The sequence below is a fragment of the Streptomyces sp. NPDC048001 genome (genome assembly GCF_043203115.1).
Taxonomy (GTDB): domain Bacteria; phylum Actinomycetota; class Actinomycetes; order Streptomycetales; family Streptomycetaceae; genus Streptomyces; species Streptomyces sanyensis.
Genome location: NZ_JBIDBN010000002.1, coordinates 392,464 through 409,746 on the forward strand (window position 1 = coordinate 392,464; position 17,283 = coordinate 409,746).

20 protein-coding genes are annotated in these 17,283 nt (G+C 71.0%); 5 read left to right on the plus strand and 15 right to left on the minus strand.

The features are described from left to right. Nucleotides 1-239: 239 nt before the first annotated feature. The 5 genes from rpsB to ACGF15_RS06115 all read left to right on the plus strand — a co-directional run bounded on the left by rpsB (nucleotide 240) and on the right by ACGF15_RS06115 (nucleotide 4,969). Nucleotides 240-1,154, plus strand: a complete 915-nt coding sequence (rpsB, locus tag ACGF15_RS06095; protein WP_392797000.1) for a 30S ribosomal protein S2 — start codon at nucleotides 240-242, stop codon at nucleotides 1,152-1,154. Between the two features lie 140 nt (nucleotides 1,155-1,294). Next, nucleotides 1,295-2,131 carry a translation elongation factor Ts gene (tsf, locus tag ACGF15_RS06100; RefSeq protein ID WP_392797001.1) on the plus strand — a complete coding sequence of 279 codons (837 nt, stop codon included), beginning with the start codon at nucleotides 1,295-1,297 and terminating at the stop codon, nucleotides 2,129-2,131. A 158-nt stretch (nucleotides 2,132-2,289) separates the two neighbouring features. Further along, nucleotides 2,290-3,054 carry a UMP kinase gene (gene pyrH / locus ACGF15_RS06105; RefSeq protein ID WP_256522781.1) on the plus strand — a complete coding sequence of 255 codons (765 nt, stop codon included), beginning with the start codon at nucleotides 2,290-2,292 and terminating at the stop codon, nucleotides 3,052-3,054. Between the two features lie 215 nt (nucleotides 3,055-3,269). Continuing rightward, nucleotides 3,270-3,827 carry a ribosome recycling factor gene (gene frr, locus ACGF15_RS06110; protein ID WP_256522780.1) on the plus strand — a complete coding sequence of 186 codons (558 nt, stop codon included), beginning with the start codon at nucleotides 3,270-3,272 and terminating at the stop codon, nucleotides 3,825-3,827. Beyond that, complete coding sequence (locus tag ACGF15_RS06115; protein ID WP_392797002.1) at nucleotides 3,827-4,969, plus strand: phosphatidate cytidylyltransferase; 1,143 nt, start codon at nucleotides 3,827-3,829, stop codon at nucleotides 4,967-4,969. The genes frr and ACGF15_RS06115 overlap by 1 nt, the downstream gene beginning before the upstream one ends. A gap of 165 nt (nucleotides 4,970-5,134) precedes the next feature. Here ACGF15_RS06115 and ACGF15_RS06120 read toward each other — a convergent pair whose 3' ends face one another. The 15 genes from ACGF15_RS06120 to ACGF15_RS06190 all read right to left on the minus strand — a co-directional run bounded on the left by ACGF15_RS06120 (nucleotide 5,135) and on the right by ACGF15_RS06190 (nucleotide 16,927). Beyond that, nucleotides 5,135-6,394 carry a tyrosine-type recombinase/integrase gene (locus tag ACGF15_RS06120; RefSeq protein WP_392797003.1) on the minus strand — a complete coding sequence of 420 codons (1,260 nt, stop codon included), beginning with the start codon at nucleotides 6,392-6,394 and terminating at the stop codon, nucleotides 5,135-5,137. Nucleotides 6,395-6,467: 73 nt separating this feature from the next. Then, nucleotides 6,468-6,689 carry a helix-turn-helix transcriptional regulator gene (locus ACGF15_RS06125; protein ID WP_392797004.1) on the minus strand — a complete coding sequence of 74 codons (222 nt, stop codon included), beginning with the start codon at nucleotides 6,687-6,689 and terminating at the stop codon, nucleotides 6,468-6,470. A gap of 467 nt (nucleotides 6,690-7,156) precedes the next feature. After that, on the minus strand, nucleotides 7,157-8,632 hold the full coding sequence (locus ACGF15_RS06130; RefSeq protein ID WP_392797005.1) for an ATP-binding protein: 1,476 nt from the start codon (nucleotides 8,630-8,632) through the stop codon (nucleotides 7,157-7,159). Nucleotides 8,633-8,635: 3 nt separating this feature from the next. Further along, nucleotides 8,636-9,490: a bifunctional DNA primase/polymerase gene (locus ACGF15_RS06135; RefSeq protein WP_392797006.1), complete on the minus strand. Its 855-nt coding sequence runs from the start codon at nucleotides 9,488-9,490 to the stop codon at nucleotides 8,636-8,638. Nucleotides 9,491-9,776: 286 nt separating this feature from the next. Continuing rightward, the gene (locus tag ACGF15_RS06140) at nucleotides 9,777-11,894 is read right to left on the minus strand and encodes an FtsK/SpoIIIE domain-containing protein (RefSeq protein WP_392797007.1); all 2,118 of its coding nucleotides are present in this window, start codon (nucleotides 11,892-11,894) and stop codon (nucleotides 9,777-9,779) included. A gap of 89 nt (nucleotides 11,895-11,983) precedes the next feature. After that, complete coding sequence (locus ACGF15_RS06145; protein ID WP_392797008.1) at nucleotides 11,984-12,199, minus strand: DUF6257 family protein; 216 nt, start codon at nucleotides 12,197-12,199, stop codon at nucleotides 11,984-11,986. A gap of 84 nt (nucleotides 12,200-12,283) precedes the next feature. Next, on the minus strand, nucleotides 12,284-12,571 hold the full coding sequence (locus ACGF15_RS06150) for a hypothetical protein (protein ID WP_392797009.1): 288 nt from the start codon (nucleotides 12,569-12,571) through the stop codon (nucleotides 12,284-12,286). Then, complete coding sequence (locus ACGF15_RS06155) at nucleotides 12,483-12,887, minus strand: DUF6251 family protein (RefSeq protein ID WP_392797010.1); 405 nt, start codon at nucleotides 12,885-12,887, stop codon at nucleotides 12,483-12,485. The genes ACGF15_RS06150 and ACGF15_RS06155 overlap by 89 nt, the downstream gene beginning before the upstream one ends. Beyond that, nucleotides 12,871-13,227, minus strand: coding sequence for an RRQRL motif-containing zinc-binding protein (locus ACGF15_RS06160; RefSeq protein WP_392797011.1), 357 nt, complete (start codon nucleotides 13,225-13,227; stop codon nucleotides 12,871-12,873). The genes ACGF15_RS06155 and ACGF15_RS06160 overlap by 17 nt, the downstream gene beginning before the upstream one ends. Continuing rightward, complete coding sequence (locus tag ACGF15_RS06165; protein ID WP_392797012.1) at nucleotides 13,224-13,733, minus strand: hypothetical protein; 510 nt, start codon at nucleotides 13,731-13,733, stop codon at nucleotides 13,224-13,226. The genes ACGF15_RS06160 and ACGF15_RS06165 overlap by 4 nt, the downstream gene beginning before the upstream one ends. After that, nucleotides 13,730-14,731: a DUF2637 domain-containing protein gene (locus ACGF15_RS06170; RefSeq protein ID WP_392797013.1), complete on the minus strand. Its 1,002-nt coding sequence runs from the start codon at nucleotides 14,729-14,731 to the stop codon at nucleotides 13,730-13,732. The genes ACGF15_RS06165 and ACGF15_RS06170 overlap by 4 nt, the downstream gene beginning before the upstream one ends. Next, on the minus strand, nucleotides 14,728-15,030 hold the full coding sequence (locus tag ACGF15_RS06175) for a DUF6303 family protein (protein WP_392797014.1): 303 nt from the start codon (nucleotides 15,028-15,030) through the stop codon (nucleotides 14,728-14,730). Before ACGF15_RS06175 ends, ACGF15_RS06170 begins: the two co-directional genes overlap by 4 nt. Next, nucleotides 15,027-15,272, minus strand: a complete 246-nt coding sequence (locus tag ACGF15_RS06180; protein ID WP_392797015.1) for a DUF6284 family protein — start codon at nucleotides 15,270-15,272, stop codon at nucleotides 15,027-15,029. Before ACGF15_RS06180 ends, ACGF15_RS06175 begins: the two co-directional genes overlap by 4 nt. A 91-nt stretch (nucleotides 15,273-15,363) precedes the next feature. Then, nucleotides 15,364-15,792: a protein kilB gene (locus tag ACGF15_RS06185; RefSeq protein WP_392797016.1), complete on the minus strand. Its 429-nt coding sequence runs from the start codon at nucleotides 15,790-15,792 to the stop codon at nucleotides 15,364-15,366. Between the two features lie 397 nt (nucleotides 15,793-16,189). Then, nucleotides 16,190-16,927 carry a GntR family transcriptional regulator gene (locus tag ACGF15_RS06190; protein ID WP_392797017.1) on the minus strand — a complete coding sequence of 246 codons (738 nt, stop codon included), beginning with the start codon at nucleotides 16,925-16,927 and terminating at the stop codon, nucleotides 16,190-16,192. Nucleotides 16,928-17,283: the final 356 nt, after the last annotated feature.

Genomic DNA, 17,283 nt, shown 5'->3' on the forward strand with positions numbered 1-17,283 from the left:
CGGGCGGTCCGGTGCCGGCCACGTCCCGTATCTGTGGACAACCATCCCGATGTGGACAGCTGCGTCACCCGGCGCTCCGCGGGTCCCGTACACTTCATCTGGCGATCCGGGTCACCGGGTCGACTTCGCACGCCCCGCCACAGGACCGTCGACGGTCCGTGGCCGCGCTCCTCGGTCCCTCAGTGGCACGGCGCGATCGGGGCGTCAGGACACAACCGAGAATCCAAGGAGATACGGCCATGGCCGTCGTCACGATGCGGGAGCTGCTGGAGAGCGGCGTCCACTTCGGTCACCAGACCCGTCGCTGGAACCCGAAGATGAAGCGCTTCATCTTCACCGAGCGCAACGGCATCTACATCATCGACCTGCTCCAGTCGCTGTCGTACATCGACCGCGCCTACGAGTTCGTCAAGGAGACCGTCGCCCACGGCGGTTCCATCATGTTCGTCGGCACGAAGAAGCAGGCGCAGGAGGCCATCGCCGAGCAGGCCACCCGCGTCGGCATGCCCTACGTCAACCAGCGCTGGCTGGGCGGCATGCTCACCAACTTCTCCACCGTCTACAAGCGCCTCCAGCGCCTGAAGGAGCTGGAGCAGATCGACTTCGAGGACGTGGCCGCCTCCGGCCTCACCAAGAAGGAGCTCCTGGTCCTCTCCCGCGAGAAGGCGAAGCTGGAGAAGACCCTCGGCGGCATCCGCGAGATGCAGAAGGTGCCCAGCGCCGTCTGGATCGTCGACACCAAGAAGGAGCACATCGCCGTCGGTGAGGCGCGCAAGCTCCACATCCCGGTCGTCGCGATCCTCGACACCAACTGCGACCCGGACGAGGTCGACTACAAGATCCCGGGCAACGACGACGCGATCCGCTCCGTCACCCTGCTCACCCGTGTGATCGCCGACGCCGTCGCCGAGGGCCTCATCGCCCGTTCCGGCGCCGCCACCGGTGACTCCAAGCCGGGCGAGAAGGCCGCGGGCGAGCCGCTGGCCGAGTGGGAGCGCGACCTGCTCGAGGGCGAGAAGAAGGCCGACGACGCCGAGGCCAAGCCGGCCGAGGCCGCCGCCGAGGCCCCGGCCGCCGAGGCTCCGGCTGCCGAGGCTCCGGCTGCCGAGACCCCGGCTGCCGAGGCTCCGGCCGCTGAGGCCGAGCAGGCCTGAACCACGGCCTGACCTTCACGGGTCCGGTTGACGACGGCGGGGGCGCCACGCCCCCGCCGTCCACCCGTAGACCTTCCCGGTCTGCCCGAACTTCCCGATCTTCGTAGACCTTTCAGACCTCGAGAGAGAAAGCCAGACTCATGGCGAACTACACCGCCGCTGACGTCAAGAAGCTCCGCGAGCTCACCGGCGCCGGCATGATGGACTGCAAGAAGGCCCTGGACGAGGCCGAGGGCAACGTCGACAAGGCCGTCGAGGCGCTGCGCATCAAGGGCCAGAAGGGCGTCGCCAAGCGCGAGGGCCGTTCCGCCGAGAACGGTGCCGTGGTCTCCCTCATCGCCGACGACAACGCCTCCGGTGTCATCGTCGAGCTGAAGTGCGAGACGGACTTCGTCGCCAAGGGCGAGAAGTTCCAGGCCGTGGCCGCCGCCCTCGCCGCCCACGTCGCCAAGACCGGCCCCGCCGACATCGAGGCGCTGCTCGCCTCCGAGATCGAGGCCGGCAAGACCGTCCAGGCGTACGTCGACGAGGCCAACGCCAACCTCGGCGAGAAGATCGTCCTGGACCGCTTCGCGCAGTTCTCCGGCGGCTACGTCACCGCGTACATGCACCGCACCATGCCCGACCTGCCCCCGCAGATCGGTGTCCTCGTCGAGCTCGACAAGGAGAACGCGGAGATCGCCAAGGGCGTCGCGCAGCACATCGCCGCCTTCGCGCCGAAGTACCTCTCCCGCGAGGACGTCCCGGCCGAGGTCGTCGAGTCCGAGCGCCGCGTCGCCGAGGAGACCACCCGCGCCGAGGGCAAGCCCGAGGCCGCCCTCCCGAAGATCGTCGAGGGCCGGGTCAACGGCTTCTTCAAGGAGGCCACCCTCCTGGGCCAGCCCTACGCGCTGGACAACAAGAAGACCGTCCAGCAGATCCTGGACGAGGTCGGCGTCAGCCTGAAGCGCTTCTCGCGCATCAAGGTCGGCATCTGAGTCCGTACGCGACGGACACCGGACCCCGGTAGGGTCTGAGGCAGTCGTCCGCGTCCGCGCCGGGCGACCGCAGATCTGACGAGGAGGCCATTGCCGTACGGGAAACCGCAAGGACCCCAGGGCAATGGCCTTCTTCGTATGTGCACAAGGAGATCCCCATGAATCAGGGCGCCGGTAAAGGCGACGACAACCACGGCAAGAAGGCCGGCCGCTTCATGCTGAAGCTGTCCGGCGAGGCGTTCTCCGGGGGCACCGGGCTCGGCGTCGATCCCGACGTCGTGCACGCCATCGCCCGCGAGATCGCCGCGGTCGTCCGCGACGGCGCCGAGATCGCGGTCGTGATCGGCGGCGGCAACTTCTTCCGCGGCGCCGAGCTCCAGCAGCGCGGCATGGACCGGGCTCGCTCCGACTACATGGGCATGCTCGGCACCGTGATGAACTGCCTCGCCCTCCAGGACTTCCTGGAGAAGGAGGGCATCGACTCGCGGGTCCAGACCGCCATCACCATGGGGCAGGTGGCCGAGCCCTACATCCCGCTGCGTGCGGTGCGCCACCTGGAGAAGGGCCGGGTCGTCATCTTCGGTGCGGGCATGGGCATGCCCTACTTCTCCACCGACACCACCGCGGCCCAGCGCGCCCTGGAGATCGACGCCGAGGCCCTGCTCATGGGCAAGAACGGTGTGGACGGCGTCTACGACTCCGACCCCAAGGCCAACCCGGACGCGGTCAAGTTCGACGCGCTCGCGTACGGCGAGGTGATCGCCCGCAACCTCAAGGTCGCCGACGCCACGGCCGTCACGCTCTGCCGTGACAACGCCCTGCCGATCCTCGTCTTCGAGCTCCTCGCCGAGGGCAATATCGCGCGGGCCGTGAAGGGTGAGAAGATCGGCACGCTCGTGAGCGACCGGGACACCCGGGCCTGAAGCACCCGCACCGGGGTCCCGGGCGCCCGCGAGGGCACCGGGTCCCCGGACCGGGGGAGGACCCCGGACGACCGGGGGACAGCCGGGGACCCGCGCGGACCCCGGGGGATGGACAAAGACCTGCCCGGTCGGACACCGTGCAGGGAACACGCGACGCACCGTTCCGCCGGCCAGCCCGACAACCGGGCCCAACTCAAGACACGCAGGAGCAAGTGGTGATCGAAGAGACCCTCCTCGAGGCCGAGGAGAAGATGGAGAAGGCCGTCCTGGTCGCCAAGGAGGACTTCGCCGCGATCCGCACCGGACGTGCGCACCCGGCGATGTTCAACAAGATCGTGGCGGACTACTACGGTGCCCTCACCCCGATCAACCAGCTGGCCTCGTTCTCGGTGCCGGAGCCGCGGATGGCGGTCGTCACGCCGTTCGACAAGTCCGCGCTGCGCAACATCGAGCAGGCCATCCGCGACTCCGACCTCGGTGTGAACCCGAGCAACGACGGCAACATCATCCGCGTGGTCTTCCCCGAGCTCACGCAGGACCGCCGCAAGGAGTACATCAAGGTCGCCAAGACCAAGAGCGAGGACGCCAAGATCTCGATCCGCGCCGTGCGCCGCAAGGCCAAGGAGGCGATCGACAAGCTGGTCAAGGACGGCGAGGTCGGCGAGGACGAGGGCCGCCGCGCCGAGAAGGAGCTCGACGACACCACCGCGAAGTACGTCGCGCAGGTGGACGAGCTGCTCAAGCACAAGGAAGCCGAGCTGCTCGAGGTCTGATGAACGACTCCTCCTGGGGGGCCTCCGCCGGCGCGGGATACGCCGGCGCCTGGCCGCCGCCCGACCAGGGGCCCCTCCCGGCGGGTCCCGCACACGATGGGCGCGACGCACAGCAGACTCGGCCCATGCCCATCGTGCCGGACTTTCCCGACCCGGGCGGAGACGCCCGGTCAGCAGACCACCATCCCGGCCCCGGCGGCTCCGGGGCCGCTGACGGGGCGACCGCCCGGCTCGGCGGCCCCCTGTTCCGCGACGACGATCCGCAGGAGCCCATGCCCACCCCGCCTCCGGCGTCTCCCCGGGCCGCGTCGCAGCCGCCGCAGAAGAAGAAGGCCGGCCGCGACCTGCGGGCGGCGATAGGGGTCGGCGTCGGCCTCGGCGCGGTGATCGTCGCCTCGCTGTTCGTGGTGAAGGCCCTGTTCGTCGGGGTGATCGCGGTCGCGGTCGTGGTGGGGCTGTGGGAACTCACCACCCGGCTCCAGGAGCGCAAGCAGATCAAGGCCCCGCTGGTCCCGCTGGCGGTGGGCGGCGCCGCCATGGTCGTGGCGGGCTACCTGAGGGGGGCCGAGGGCGCCTGGGTGGCCATGGCGCTCACCGCGCTCGCGGTGCTCGTCTGGCGGATGGCGGACACGCCCGAGGGCTACCTCAAGGACGTGACCGCCGGTGTGTTCGCCGCGTTCTACGTCCCCTTCCTCGCCACCTTCGTCGCCCTGATGCTCGCCGCCGACGACGGCCCCCAGCGGGTGCTCACCTTCCTGGTGCTCACCATCGTCAGCGACACCGGGGCCTACGCGGTGGGCTGGCGGTTCGGCCGCCACAAGCTGGCCCCCCGCATCAGTCCCGGCAAGACGCGCGAGGGCCTGCTCGGCGCGGTGTCCTTCGCGATGGTCGCCGGAGCCCTGTGCATGCAGTTCCTGGTGGACGGCGGCAGCTGGTGGCAGGGGCTGCTGCTGGGCCTCGCGGTGGCGGTCAGCGCCACCCTGGGCGACCTCGGGGAGTCCATGATCAAGCGCGACCTCGGCATCAAGGACATGGGCACGCTCCTCCCCGGCCACGGCGGCATCATGGACCGCCTGGACTCGCTGCTGCCCACCGCCCCGGTGGTCTGGCTGCTCCTCGTCCTCTTCGTCGGCTCCGGCTGACCCGCACCGCCGCCCGGCCGGGCCCGCCTCCCCCGCGGTGGCGGGCCCCGCCCGTATCTCTGCGACACTGGACGCACCATGCCCAAGCCAGGAGAACTGACCGGGCTTGCCGCCTTCCGGGCCCCTGACCTGCACGTTCCATGCAGAACAGGGGCCCGATCCGGTTCACGGGGCCGTGCTGGGGCCGTCAGAGTCGCGAGGAGCGGGCAGCAGCAGCCGGTCGACGGCCTTCCGCGTGCGCTCCTGGCTCGCTGCCATGAGGTGCGCGTACACCCGTAGCGTCAGGGCGGGATCTGCGTGCCCCAGGTACTGCGAGACGGCCTTGATGCTCTCCCCCGCGTCCAAGAGCACCGAGGCGTAGAAGTGCCGCAAGGCGTGCATCCCGTGCTCGCGCGCGGAGGCGTACCGCTCGCCCTCTTCCGGCTGCGGGATGATGCCGGCCGCCGAGAGTGCGGGCTTCCACTCCTGCAGGTTGAAGTTGCTCCGCCAGACGATCCAGCCGGAGGAGTTCGTGAAGAGCAGCCGGGCCGTCACGGAAGGCCCGTCCGGCTTCCTCCACGGCAGGGCCACCTCGACCGGCTTCACGGCGTCCATGTGCGCCCGCAGCGCGTTCGCCACGGACACGGGCAGCGGTACGTCCCGTTCCTTGTCGCACTTGGGCGGTGCGAACACCGCCTTGCCCCGGATCAGCTTGATCTGCCGCACCACGCGGAGCGAGCCCCCTTCGAAGTCGAGTGCGTCCACGGCCAAACCGATGATCTCCCCCTGCCGAAGGCCGCACCCCGCGCCGACATCGGCCATGGCGCGGTACCGCTCCGGCAGCGCGGCCCGGACGGCGCGCACCTGCTCGGGCTGCCAGGGGACTACACGGCGCGGCTCGCTGGTGGGCGGGCGGACGGACTTCGCGCGGCACGGGTTGTGGGGGAGTAGCCCGTCATCGACGGCCGCGGCCAGGACGGCTCGCACGTCGCTGTAGATGTTCCGGGCGTACGAGCTGCCGATGGTGCTGGCTTCCAGCGCGCTCAGGAGCTCCCTGATGTGCTGAGGGCGGAACGAGTCGAGCGGACGTGAGCCGATCCGGGGAAAGGCGTGGAGTCGTAGGCGGCGCTCGATCTCGATCTGACTGGAGAGTTCGGTCGTCTGCCCCTTGAGCCACTTGTCCGCATAGCTCTTGAAGGTGATCCGTGCCGCCTTGGGGTCGACGTACTGCCCCCGCGCCATGTCGGCGGCCGTCTCAGCGAGCCACCGCTCCGCGAGGCGCTTCTGCTTGTCGGGGAAGCTCTTGGACTTCTCGGTGCCGTCGGGACCGATGTAGCGGGCGCGGTAGCGGAGCCCGAGGCCATGGCGGTCGGTCCTGACGCGGAGGGGCGTGCCATCAGGCCCGGTCTCCGTCTTGAACCAGCGATCTTGAATGTGGCCGGCCATGCGCTTGATGAGTCCTTTCGTAGATCGAGAAGGGGCCCGGACACCTCCGTCGGTGTCCGGGCCCCTGAGGCGGTCAGGCGACGTCGCGCTCGCCTTGCCGGGCTACCCACGCGCGTACGGCGGCGGGGTCATAGCGGACGTGGCGGCCGACTCGGAAGCCGGGCGGGCCGGTGCGCTGCTTGCGCCAGTGGTAGACGGTTTCGATCGGCACGGAGAACATCGCGGCGATGTCCTCAGGGGTGAGGTAGCGGTCCGGGAGTCCGGCCCGGAGCGCGGTGCGCGGGTCAGGGGTCAATGGTTGCCCTCCGGAGGAGCGTCGCGGCGATGGAGTTGCGTAGCTGCGAGTGCCCGTATGTGTCCGAGGTTGGGATTTCTGCGTCACCGCGTCACGTGCGTCGTGTAGGGGCTCTGAGCTGGGGTTTTGTGGTGACGCGGGGGTGTGGGGGTGCGTCATCGGTGACGCAGGCGTGTGTCGGGGGGTGACGCGGGTGACGCGGGATGACGCAGCAGAAGCTGTCCTGCGTCACCGCTTTCGCGGCAGGTCAGGGGCCGTTCCGGGGTGTGTGGTGACGTGGGTGACGCAGCTTTCCCCTTCTTAGGAAAAGAGAGGGGGGTGGTTGTTGTGGTGTGGTGCGGCTCAGAGCGTGATGAGGGGCCGCTTCGCGGCGCGACTCTTGGGCGGCGTTCCGCCGAACTGCAAGAGGAGCACCCCGGCCCCGTGTGCCCCGGGGTGCTCTTCTTGCTTGTCCGCACCGCGGCGGGTCAGTGGAGCGGGGGCTGCTCGTGGTCGGTGCGGGTGGGGCGGCGGGTGAGTTCGATGTAGCGGCCCGCTTTGGTGCGGCCCCAATCCACGAGGAGACCGCGGGCGGCGAGGGTGGGCTGGAGCCGCTTGAGCCGGTCGGAGAGGACCTTGCCGGTGGTGGGCCAGCCCTTAGGGAGGGGGCGGCAGTCGTCGCCGCTGTAGAGGCCGGTGAGCCGGTGCAGCCACTCGGAGGACGTCATCCGCTCCTCCGCCCCCGGGTCGAGGGTGGCGGCGTGCTTGAGCACGGTCTGGGCGAGGAGGTCGCCCTCGATGACGTCGTCGTTGAGGTCGTCCAGGCTCGCCCGGTAGGCGTGCAGGGTGCGGAACCCGGTCGCGGTGTCGAGCTGCGCGCACAGGTGGGCGAAGTCGGCCATCCGCAGATCGGTCGGGATGTCCGCCCGCGCGGCCCGCACCGTGACCGTGAGGTCGAGCAGCGAGCCGAGGATGACCGGGAGGGCGTCGGCGAACTCGGCCCACAGCTCCGCCTCGGTCCGCCGGATCTTGGGGCGTTCCAGGCGGAGGGTCAGCAGCCGTTCGGCCAGGTCGGGACGGATGACACCGACGTCGATCCCGGTCAGGAGCAGGGGGCGGCGGTAGCGGGAGCGCACGACGTCGCCGTCGCTGAACAGGGCCCGCTTGATGCTCTCGGCGCCGGTGACGATGCAGCACATCAGGTCGGACAGGTCCGGGGCCAGGTGGGAGAGGTTGTCCAGGGCCGTGACCCACCCGGCCGCCACGGCGGTGATCAGGTTCTCCTCGTCCTTCGGGGCACGGCGCAGGTCGCCGCTCATGCCCTCGATGATCCGCACCAGCATCCGCCCCGCCGTGGACTTCCCCGCGCCCTGGGGGCCGGTGAGGAACGGTGCGGGGACGGGGACGGAGGGTTCCAGGCAGCCGATGAGCCACGCGAGGGCCAGGCTCTCGGTCTCGGCGGTGGCGAAGTTCGTCAGCCGCAACAGGCGGTCGATGCCCTTGCCGTCGGTGTCCTTGACCGGCAGGGGTAGTTCGCCGGTGAGCTGGGTGCGCCGCCAGCACACCTCCCGGGGGTCGGGGACCGCGACCTCCCAGCCGGTGGGGTGGATGCGGACGGACTTGCCGTCGTCGCGGCCGAGGTCGAGCCAGGTCGCCCCGTCGAAGCCGGGGGCGACGCGGATGTGGGTGGGCTGCACGTCCTGGGACAGGGCGAGTGCCTCGATCAAGTCGAGTGCCTCCTTCATGGATGTTCCGTTGAATACGCCGATGCCGTCGTTGAACAGGTCGACCATGAGTTCCTGCCGGTGACTGCCCGTGGTGCCCTGCGACCGGATCGGCCGCGCCACCGGATGGCCCTTCCGCTGGGCGTAGACGGTGCCCTCCACCGTGCGGAAGTACCGGAAATGGGCCTGCGCGTAGTCGGTGATGACCTCACGCGCCGGGGTCTTCTCGTCCTCGGACACGGCTCACATCCCCAAGGCCGTGCGGGCGTTGGACCACGCGTCCGTGCAGTGCCGCGGACTCTCGCCCTTCGCCTGCGCGGCCGTGAACAGCCGGGAGACGTGCGCGTCGGTGAGGCACCCGCACCGGCCGTGGGTGGACAGCACGGCGAGGAAAGTGCGGTACACCGTCGCGTGAATCGCGGTCCGAGCGTCGGTGATCCTCTGCTCCGCCATCGCGATACCGCGCTCCAGGTAGACCGGTGTCCGGTGCCGGCACTCTGCGGCGCCGGTGGGGCCCGGCGTGATGCCGACGGCCGGGGCAGGCCGGGCCGCGGCGGGCGCCTTCGCGACCAGGGCGCGCACCGTGTCCGGCAGGCCGGCCATGGTGCCCGTCCCGAAGCCGAGCCAGCGGGCGTAGGACATGGCCGACTTGATGTCCACACCGGGCCGCACGCCGTTGGCGGACTGCATCCGCCCGAGGTAGATCCAGTGCTCACCCCGTGTCGTGGCGACGGTTCGGGTAGTGGGCAGGTGCTCGCGGGCCCAGGCGACCGCGTCCGCGTCGTCCAGGTCCACCACCGTGAGCCCGGCCCCGCCGGGGTGGTAGGCGACCGTGCTCGCTCGCCACCATGCGCGGCGCCAGGGGCCGGAGCCGACGACGGCCGGGTCGGTGGTGGCGGCGGCCCAGCCGTGGCACGGCCCGGGGCAGGCGCACGGGCCAGCGGTCTTCATGTTCGGCCGCCCACCACAGGCGTTGTCCTTGCAGTCGGGGCAGTTGCCGAACGGCACCTTCCCGACCCGCAGCGGCAGTACGGGCAGCTTCGATTCTGCGAGGGCGAGAGCCGTTCGGAGGTAGTCGTTCGCGGCCGGTTGAGTCATGCTGGATGTCTCCAGTCTCATGGATGCTGGTAGACGAGAGCGGCCCCGTGTCTTGGCGGATCGGGGGCCGCTCTCGGCCTATGTGGAATCCCTGCCGGGTGGCGGTCAGGGAGGATGAGGCATCCCCTCGCACGTGGCACATGGAGGGGGTTTCGGGGGTATGGTCTGCGGTGCCTCCCTGCCTCCCTGCGGGATCATTTGAGCAGGTCAGGGTCAGGGAGGCAGGTTGGGGAGGGGTTCAGGGAGTTCTCCCTGCCTCCCTGCCGTTTCCGGGGTGCGCTCCCTGTCATCCTTCGGCGGAAGCGGAACCGTCCTCGGTGCGGTTGGTGAGGGCGCGGTGGACGCGTTCGCGGCCGACGACCATGCGGCCGTCGGACTTGTACGGCTCCGCTCCGGCGTCCTCCAGGACGCGCTTCAGGTCCCCGTTCGTCCAACCGCCGTAAGCATCGGCGTCCAGCGCGGTGAGGCGCTTGAGGACGTCGGCGGTCAGGACCCGCGGGGTGTCGCCGAGGACGGTGGCGATGTCCGCCAGGGGGTCACGGGTCTGACCGTGGTCGATGACGGTGAGGGTGGTGACTCCGTCGCGCAGTGCCTTGGCCCGGTCCGTGATCGAGGTTGCGGCGTCGTCATCGACGTAGTGCGTGCGGACGGTGATCGAGGACTGTCCGGCGGGGATGGGGATGCCGTCGGAGGCGACGACGAGGGTTCCGCGGTCCAGTCCGGGACGGAGGAGGTTGGGGGCGGCGCCGCCGTCGACGGCCTTGTCCCCGAGCGCCATCCGCGCCTGCGACTCGGTGCCGAGGGCGAGGCTCGCGCGGGTGTGGGCGCCTTCGCGGACCAGCTTGGGAAGGTTTTCGTTGGTGGGGTCCTGGGTGCCCTGCCACATCAGGACGTTCACGGCACGGCCCTGGTTGTGGATCTTGCGGACGGCCATGAAGTACCGGGAGGTGGCCTTCGCCCCGCCGTAGGGGCGGCCCTCCTCGTCCTTGACCGGGCACATGAACGCCACCTGCGCCTCATCGACCAGCACGATCAGCGGGGGGAAGGTGGTGCCGGGCGGGGCCTGGATGCGGCGGTTCATCTCCTCCACCGCGCCCTCGACCATCTCGACCACCTGCACCACGTGGTCATCCGTGGGTCCCTGGATGAGGATGTGGGCGAGGCCGTCGAACATGGCCCAGTCCCCGACGCCCTTCAGGTCGCCCATGAGGAACTGGACCGACTTGTCGAGTGCCAGCCACAGGGCTAGCGAGCGGAGCGCGACGGTCTTGCCCTGGTTCGACAACCCCGTGACCAGCAGATGCCGCTGATACAGGGACAGGGCGGCGGCGTCGCCGCGCAGGTCCTGCCCCCACGGCGCCCGACCGGTCTTGTAGTCGGCGGTCATGGTGTCGTCCGTGACGAGCGGGGACGGGCCGATCGGCTCGTCCAAAGCGCCGGAGTCCGCGACCCACAGCCGCACCGTCCGCGCCGCCGTCGGGATGGTGATGAACACCTCGTGCTCGTGCCGGGACAGGTTCTCGGCAAGCTTGCGGCGCTTGCCCTGCACCTCGTTGGTGGAGACACCCGAGGGCAGGGTGACGTCGACTTCGATGCCGCATCCGGCGATCGTGATCGGCCCGAGCATGGACGCTCCGGCGTCGCCCATGTCCTTGATGGCTCGCGCCAGGGCGGGGACGCCGAGGTCGCGCAGGGCTTTGACCACGATGGACGGGGTGATCGGCTCCCCCTCCGTCGAACGTGCCTGCGCGGGGAGGGCCCAGTTGGGTGCGGCCTGGCGGTGCCGGCCGACGGCCCACACTCCGGCGAGCGCGGCCCAGGGGCCGACGGCGACCATTGGTCCCCACAGCACCGTGACCAGGGTGACGAGGAAGTGCACCAGGTCGACCAGGGCCATGAGCGGGGTGACGACGTCGGCGGGGTCCTTGGTCGCTATGGCGAGCGCGACACCGACGACCAGGAGGCCGCCGATGGTGCCGCCTGCCCCGTAGGCGGCGTTCTTCGCGATCCGCTCCGGAGAGCTGATCAGGTCCATGCGCCGCTTGTGCCGCGCGGCCCGGAACGCGGCCCCACGCTGCTCCCACTCGGCCGCCGCTTCGTAGTTCCCGGCCGCCTCCGCCGCCCGGATCATCCGCTCATACCGGGCGGCGGTGCGCCCGTCCCACGCACGGCGCGCCACGATCCGGGTGCCGCCGAGGACGTAGGAGCCGTGCCGGACCACACCCCGGCCCGCGGCCCGGGTCCGCTCATGCGTCACCGCGCCGCGCACGGTGCGTCCGGTGCGGAGCCACAGCGGCAGCGGACGAGCCGGGGCCTTTTCGACCACGGCCAGCGCCGGGGCCACCGGTTCGGTGTCGGGCTGGTCGTCGGGGGTTTTGAACAGGGGGACGACGTTCTGCGTCATGCTGGGTCTCTCCTGCTGCTCAGTTGGGTGGTCAGGGGGCCCGGGACGGCCCGGAGGCTTGCCGGCACTGGGGCCGTCCCGGGGCATAGCTACTTGCGCTTGCCGTTGTTGCTCGCGTCGCGTTCTTCGCGGCGGCGGGCCTGGTCGATGACGCGGTCGAGCTTGCGTTCCAGGTCGCCCTGGTACACGCGTCCGCCGCACTGGCGGTCGTCGGCGAGGCCGCGCTTGGCCATCCGCGCGATGTACCAGGCGGCCTTCGCCTTCTCGGCCGCCGTCAGGCGCGGTTCCTGCTGCTCGCTGCTCACAGGCGTTGTCTCCGTCCTGGGCCGGACTGTCCGGCACCCCACCCCCACCCGGCCCCCGCAGGGACGGGTGGGGACGGGCGGCCGTCAGGCGGGCCGCAGTTCACGGGTGTGGCACAGCACGGGGCCGATCAGCAGACCGACCCCGTGCACGGTCCACCGCCCGCCGGTCAGCAGGCCGGGCGGCACCTCGTCCACGATCCGGCCGGTGCGGCCGACGGCGCGCGGGTCGTCCTCGCACGCGACGATCCGCACCCGCTGGCCTGCCGCGAATCCCGCGGCCCGGTCAGCCACGGCGACCGCGAACGCGGCGGATGTTCTTCGCCGCGGCCTTGCCGTCCGGCCCGCCGACCGAGCGGACGACGGTGACGACACCCCACGCGCAGACGCAGGCGATCAGCGCGAGGAGGGCGAGGTTCGCGGCCATCGCGGTCAGCACCCCCACGAGCAGGGGGCCGAAGTAGACGCCGGCCGCGACGGTTCCGGCGCCGATGCCGGTACCGAGGGCGAGGCGCTGAACGGTGCGGTCCGGCGGCGTCTGGTGCACGTGCTGGTGGACGACCTGCGGACCGCCGTGAGGCTGCGGGACTGTCGGCAGGTGGGCGCCCTGCGCGGTGTGGTGGGGGTGGAGGTAGGTGTGGGTGCCGTCGGGGAGCTGCACCACACGGGGGAGGTCAGGCAGCGACTCCATCGGAGCTGTCTCCTTCGGGGTAGGCGCAGGGCACGCAGGTGCCCAGAGACGAGGGGATGACGTAGCCCGCATCCGCCCCGCAGCCGGGGCACAGGCGCCGGGCGCGGTTCGCGCGTTCCAGGGCGGCCCAGCGGGCGGGGGTCATCGGGCGTACGGGCTTGGCGTGGTCGATGCGGTAGAGGTAGGCGATCAGCGGCCCCCGCCGCTTGCGGGGGCGCTCCAGCTGCGCCGCGACGTCTTGGCCTCCGGGGCGGAGTCCGAGGGCGCGGAGTTGGCGGCGGGTCGCAAGACCGTCGGGGGCGAGCCGCCACCGGAACACCGGCAGGGTCCCGGCGCTCATGGGGTCGCGCTGCCGAGGGGGAGGGGCTGCACCCGCCAGGCGACATCCGCGGCCGGGGGGAGTGCGGCGCCGGGGGTGTGGCTGGTCCAGCCGGAGCGGGGCGCGCCCTCGGCCTCCGCGGCGGCTTCGGCCGCGTCTGCGGTGGGGTGGACGCTGTGCAGGCGTCCGCGGTGGAGCAGCACCCACACCCGGTTGGTGCTGGTGGAGTGCTTGCGGGTGATCCGCAGCAGTGTTCGCAGCGCCTGGCGGTCCTCGGTGTCGAGCCGTGACTGGGCGCGCAGGGCGGTCAGTTCGCCTTCCAGCCGCGCGGCCTCCGCGGTGGTGTGGGTGAGGGTGGTGCGCAGCTGCTCGGCGGTGGTCTCGGCGCGGATCGCGGCATCGGTAGCAAGGCAGGCTTCCTGCCGGTGCTGCTCTGCCTCGGCCCGGGCCGCAGCGGCTTCCGTCTCGGCCTGGGTGGTGCGGGTGCGTAAGGCGTGCAGGGTGCGGGTGCGCAGGAGGGCGATCATGCGGAGGCTCCTTCCAGCGGGGTGGTGTGGGTGTCGCGCTGTTCCTGGTAGCGGGCGGTGACCCAGCCGATCGACCAGCCACACAGCTCGACGGCCGTCCGGATGGGCAGGCCCTCGGCGAACGCAGCGGCGACCACCATGCGGGCACGGTCCTCGGGCAGCTTCGTGTTCACCGGCCCCGCGGCGAGAAGCGCGGCGCGTTCACGGGCCTCCCGCTCGGCGGCCTCCTCGCGCTGCCGACGGGCCGTCTCCTCGGCCGCCAGACGCTCGACTTCGCGGCGCTGTTCAGCCTCCCGTTCACGGCGTTCACGCTCACGCTGCTGCTGTTCACGCTCCCGTTCACGGCGTTCACGCGCCTCCCGCTCCGCCCGCTCCCGCGCCTCGTGCTGCTCGCGCTCCTCACGTCGGGCGGCTTCCTCGCGTTCGGTCTGCTCCCGGGCGAGGCGGGCCTCGTGTTCACGCTGTTCACGCGCCAGCATCGCCGCGTGCTCCCGCTCCTCCCGAGCCCGGACCTCGGCCGCCCGGTGCCGCTCGGCCGCCGCCTGCTCCCGGGCCTGGCGCTCGGCGCGCTCCTCGGCTTCCAGGCGGGCGACGGCGGCGGCGATCGCGCGCCGGTAGGCCAGACCGGTCTCCGCGGTGACGATCAGCAGCAGCGGCGCAACCGCATGCACCGCCACCCCGACCAGGTCCTTCTTCAGTGCGGAGTCCGCGGTGTTCAGGGCCAGGGTCATCAGGCCGGTCATCCACCGCAGCACCACCGGCCAGCGCCCGCCCTCCCCGCCGAGACGGGCCAGCACATCATCGAGCTTCACCACGATCACCACCGCCGCATCCACCACCAGCGGCAGGATCGGCGCGGTCCAGTCCCACGCATCAGCCGTGTGCGCGGCCATCAACGGGGTGACCGTGAGGATGGAGAACAGCATCGCCCCACCCACGATCAACCACGTCCCCACCGACAAAGCCCGGTCCGCTGAACGGACATGCGCCGCGTTCACAGGGCCGCCTCCGCCCGTGAACACACCCGCACCGAGGCGATCAGCAGCACCGGCGAGCCCGGGTCATCCGGGATCTCGCTGTCCTCCGACCACTCCCACCGCGCCCCGTCGGCGAGCACGTAACCCAACCGGTCGAGCGCCCGTGAACGCTCCTGAACACTCGGCACCACCCGGCCCCGGCCGAACGAGAACTCCGGCCACCGCTCCGCCGAACCGAGCACGACGACATACAACCGCCAGCGGCCCTCCCACACCGACATCTGCGCCGTGAACTCCCGCGGCCCCTCCAACCTGCTCATGCCGCACCCCCGACCGTGCCAGTGGTGCGGTCGGCCAGCGCCCGCCTAGCGGCCAGCACCCGGCGCCGCGCCCGCCGCAACCGCCGCGCATCCAGCATGGTCGGGATGCGGTCGAGGGTCGTGATCTGCGCGTCCAGCAACTCCAGCTCCGCCAGGATCAGCGGCAGCTCGCTCTCGATCGCATCCAGCTCGGCGGCCGACGGCTCACGCTCGTCCGCCTGAAGTGCAACGATGTTCCTCATGGGTCGTGGTCTCCCTAGCAGGTGAACGACCCGCACAGCACCCCCGGAGCGGCTACTCCGGGGGTGCGCGGGTCTGGGGTATTGGTGCAGGTCAGACGTGCTTGGCCGCATGGGCGACGAAGCGGTCGCACGCATCGATCGCGGCCGTCCGCGCAGCGGCCAGAGCGCCGACGTCCCTCGCGCCGCGCAGGGCGTAGACGGTGGAGGCCGCCGCCCTTGCGGAGTCGACCAGGTCAGGCGCGAGAACGGCCAGCGTGGTCATCGGTGCGGTGACCGCGCTCCGGGTCGCGTGGCTCTCCGCCCGTGCCGCGTCATAGGCCGCAGCATCCGCACCCGCCAGGCGCAGGTCCTCCCGCACCCACATCGCACGCCGGTGATCGGCCAGCGCGGCCGTCAACGCGGTCACGGCCGCAAGCCGTTCACGCCGCAACGCGACCCGCTCACTCCCTCGCTGCTGAAGCACATAAGCGGTGACCGACCCGAGCAGGGTCCCCACCACCGCGATCACACTCGCCCACATAGACAACTCCCTCACTCGAACCGCTCCGGACCATCCGGCTCCCCTCCAACCCGCCCGTACAGCCCACGAAGGAACCTGGACGGGCGGGGGAGGCAACCGGCCGCAGCCATCACGCTGCGGCGATCGTTCGTACATGTCTCGCCTTCGGGAGCGTGCTCCCGTTGCAGGCTGCGAGACGGTGACCTTTCGGTCTCGCCCTCCGGTTGACCAGGGATCCGGGACCCTCGGCCCGCTCTGTCCCGGGCCCCTGGAGATGAGCGCACGCCGGATGGACCCCTTCCGGGGCCCGGGAACGGCGAACATCCCTAGGGATATTTAAAGCATGCTTCCCTAGGGAGGTCAACAGGGCGCGAAAAAGGGCCCGCGTGAGCGGGCCCTTCTCGGTGGCGAACGTGGGTCAGCCGGTGATGTGGTACTCCATGACGTACACGCCTGCGTTGAGGAGCATCCGGTTCACCTCCACCGGCGTGCCGTCCTCCGTCAGGGCCGTCCGGTAGATCTCCACCACCGGAGTCCCCTCGGTCAGGCGGAGGCGCTCCGTTTCCTCCTGGCTCGGCATGCGCGAGCGCAGTTCCTCGACGAACCGAACAGGCTTGGCGCCGAGTTCGGCCAGTCGTGCGTACGTGCCGCCGGGGCCGGTGTCCTCGTGGGCGATCGCCGACTCCCTGACAAGGGCCGCCGGCAGGTACGAGACCGCTGCCTGGACAGGCTCGCCTTCGACCGAGAAGACGCGGTCTCGGACGATGACCGCGGTCCCCTCGTCGAGTCCGAGCATGCGCGCCACGTCATCGGGGGCCGGAGCCTCGTAGACCCGCAGCCCCGTGACGCTCATAGGCCGGTCGCCGACGTCGGTGCTCCAGATGGAGCGTCCGGTACCCCATCCGTCCTGAGCGAGGCGCCGATTCGCGACCCGTCGGATCGGCTGGAACTCGCGGACGTACGTCCCGCTGCCTTTCCGCCGGACGGCCAGCCCTTCGGACACCAGCAACGTGAGTGCGCGTCGTGCTGTCTCCTTGGCCACCCCGTGCTGCTTAACGAGGGCAGGCTCGCCGGGAAGCCGGGCGCCGGGCGCAAGGTCACCGGACCGAATGCGCTCCCGCAATCCGTCGGCAATCTCCCGGGCAGTCTCCGCCATCAAGCTCCTCACTTCCCTAGGGTGGTATCTACAGCTTGGCACACAGGTGACCGGATACCCCATCGGAGGGGCGCCATGATCCGACTCCACCGCTATGAGTGTCGACACACAGTAGGAAGTCGTGCGCGTGGCCGGTGACAGCGGGCCCTTCTCCGGCCTTGAAGGAGCCTGCCCGCTGCACGCACCCGGGCTTGCGCCGGGTGGGCGCCGAACAGTGGCCGGGAGTGCTCCCGCCCTGCCGTTCCCGGGGGCTCGTGGGTTGGTCGCGCGCAGGTGGAAGCCGACTTCGGGAGCCGGTAGGGGATGGAGCCCGGGCCGTCCCTGGGCCGTCTGAGGGCCGCCATGGGTCACCGATG

What these genes read in the sequence shown, in the direction of transcription:
- ACGF15_RS06175 (WP_392797014.1), bottom strand. Translation starts at nt 15,030, where the DNA reads ATGAGCAGGTTGGAGGGGCCGCGGGAGTTCACGGCGCAGATGTCGGTG.
- ACGF15_RS06190 (WP_392797017.1), bottom strand. Translation starts at nt 16,927, where the DNA reads ATGGCGGAGACTGCCCGGGAGATTGCCGACGGATTGCGGGAGCGCATT.
- ACGF15_RS06180 (WP_392797015.1), bottom strand. Translation starts at nt 15,272, where the DNA reads ATGAGGAACATCGTTGCACTTCAGGCGGACGAGCGTGAGCCGTCGGCC.
- rpsB (WP_392797000.1), top strand. Translation starts at nt 240, where the DNA reads ATGGCCGTCGTCACGATGCGGGAGCTGCTGGAGAGCGGCGTCCACTTC.
- pyrH (WP_256522781.1), top strand. Translation starts at nt 2,290, where the DNA reads ATGAATCAGGGCGCCGGTAAAGGCGACGACAACCACGGCAAGAAGGCC.
- ACGF15_RS06155 (WP_392797010.1), bottom strand. Translation starts at nt 12,887, where the DNA reads ATGGAGTCGCTGCCTGACCTCCCCCGTGTGGTGCAGCTCCCCGACGGC.
- ACGF15_RS06115 (WP_392797002.1), top strand. Translation starts at nt 3,827, where the DNA reads ATGAACGACTCCTCCTGGGGGGCCTCCGCCGGCGCGGGATACGCCGGC.
- ACGF15_RS06185 (WP_392797016.1), bottom strand. Translation starts at nt 15,792, where the DNA reads ATGTGGGCGAGTGTGATCGCGGTGGTGGGGACCCTGCTCGGGTCGGTC.
- tsf (WP_392797001.1), top strand. Translation starts at nt 1,295, where the DNA reads ATGGCGAACTACACCGCCGCTGACGTCAAGAAGCTCCGCGAGCTCACC.
- ACGF15_RS06160 (WP_392797011.1), bottom strand. Translation starts at nt 13,227, where the DNA reads ATGAGCGCCGGGACCCTGCCGGTGTTCCGGTGGCGGCTCGCCCCCGAC.
- ACGF15_RS06135 (WP_392797006.1), bottom strand. Translation starts at nt 9,490, where the DNA reads ATGACTCAACCGGCCGCGAACGACTACCTCCGAACGGCTCTCGCCCTC.
- ACGF15_RS06165 (WP_392797012.1), bottom strand. Translation starts at nt 13,733, where the DNA reads ATGATCGCCCTCCTGCGCACCCGCACCCTGCACGCCTTACGCACCCGC.
- ACGF15_RS06120 (WP_392797003.1), bottom strand. Translation starts at nt 6,394, where the DNA reads ATGGCCGGCCACATTCAAGATCGCTGGTTCAAGACGGAGACCGGGCCT.
- ACGF15_RS06140 (WP_392797007.1), bottom strand. Translation starts at nt 11,894, where the DNA reads ATGACGCAGAACGTCGTCCCCCTGTTCAAAACCCCCGACGACCAGCCC.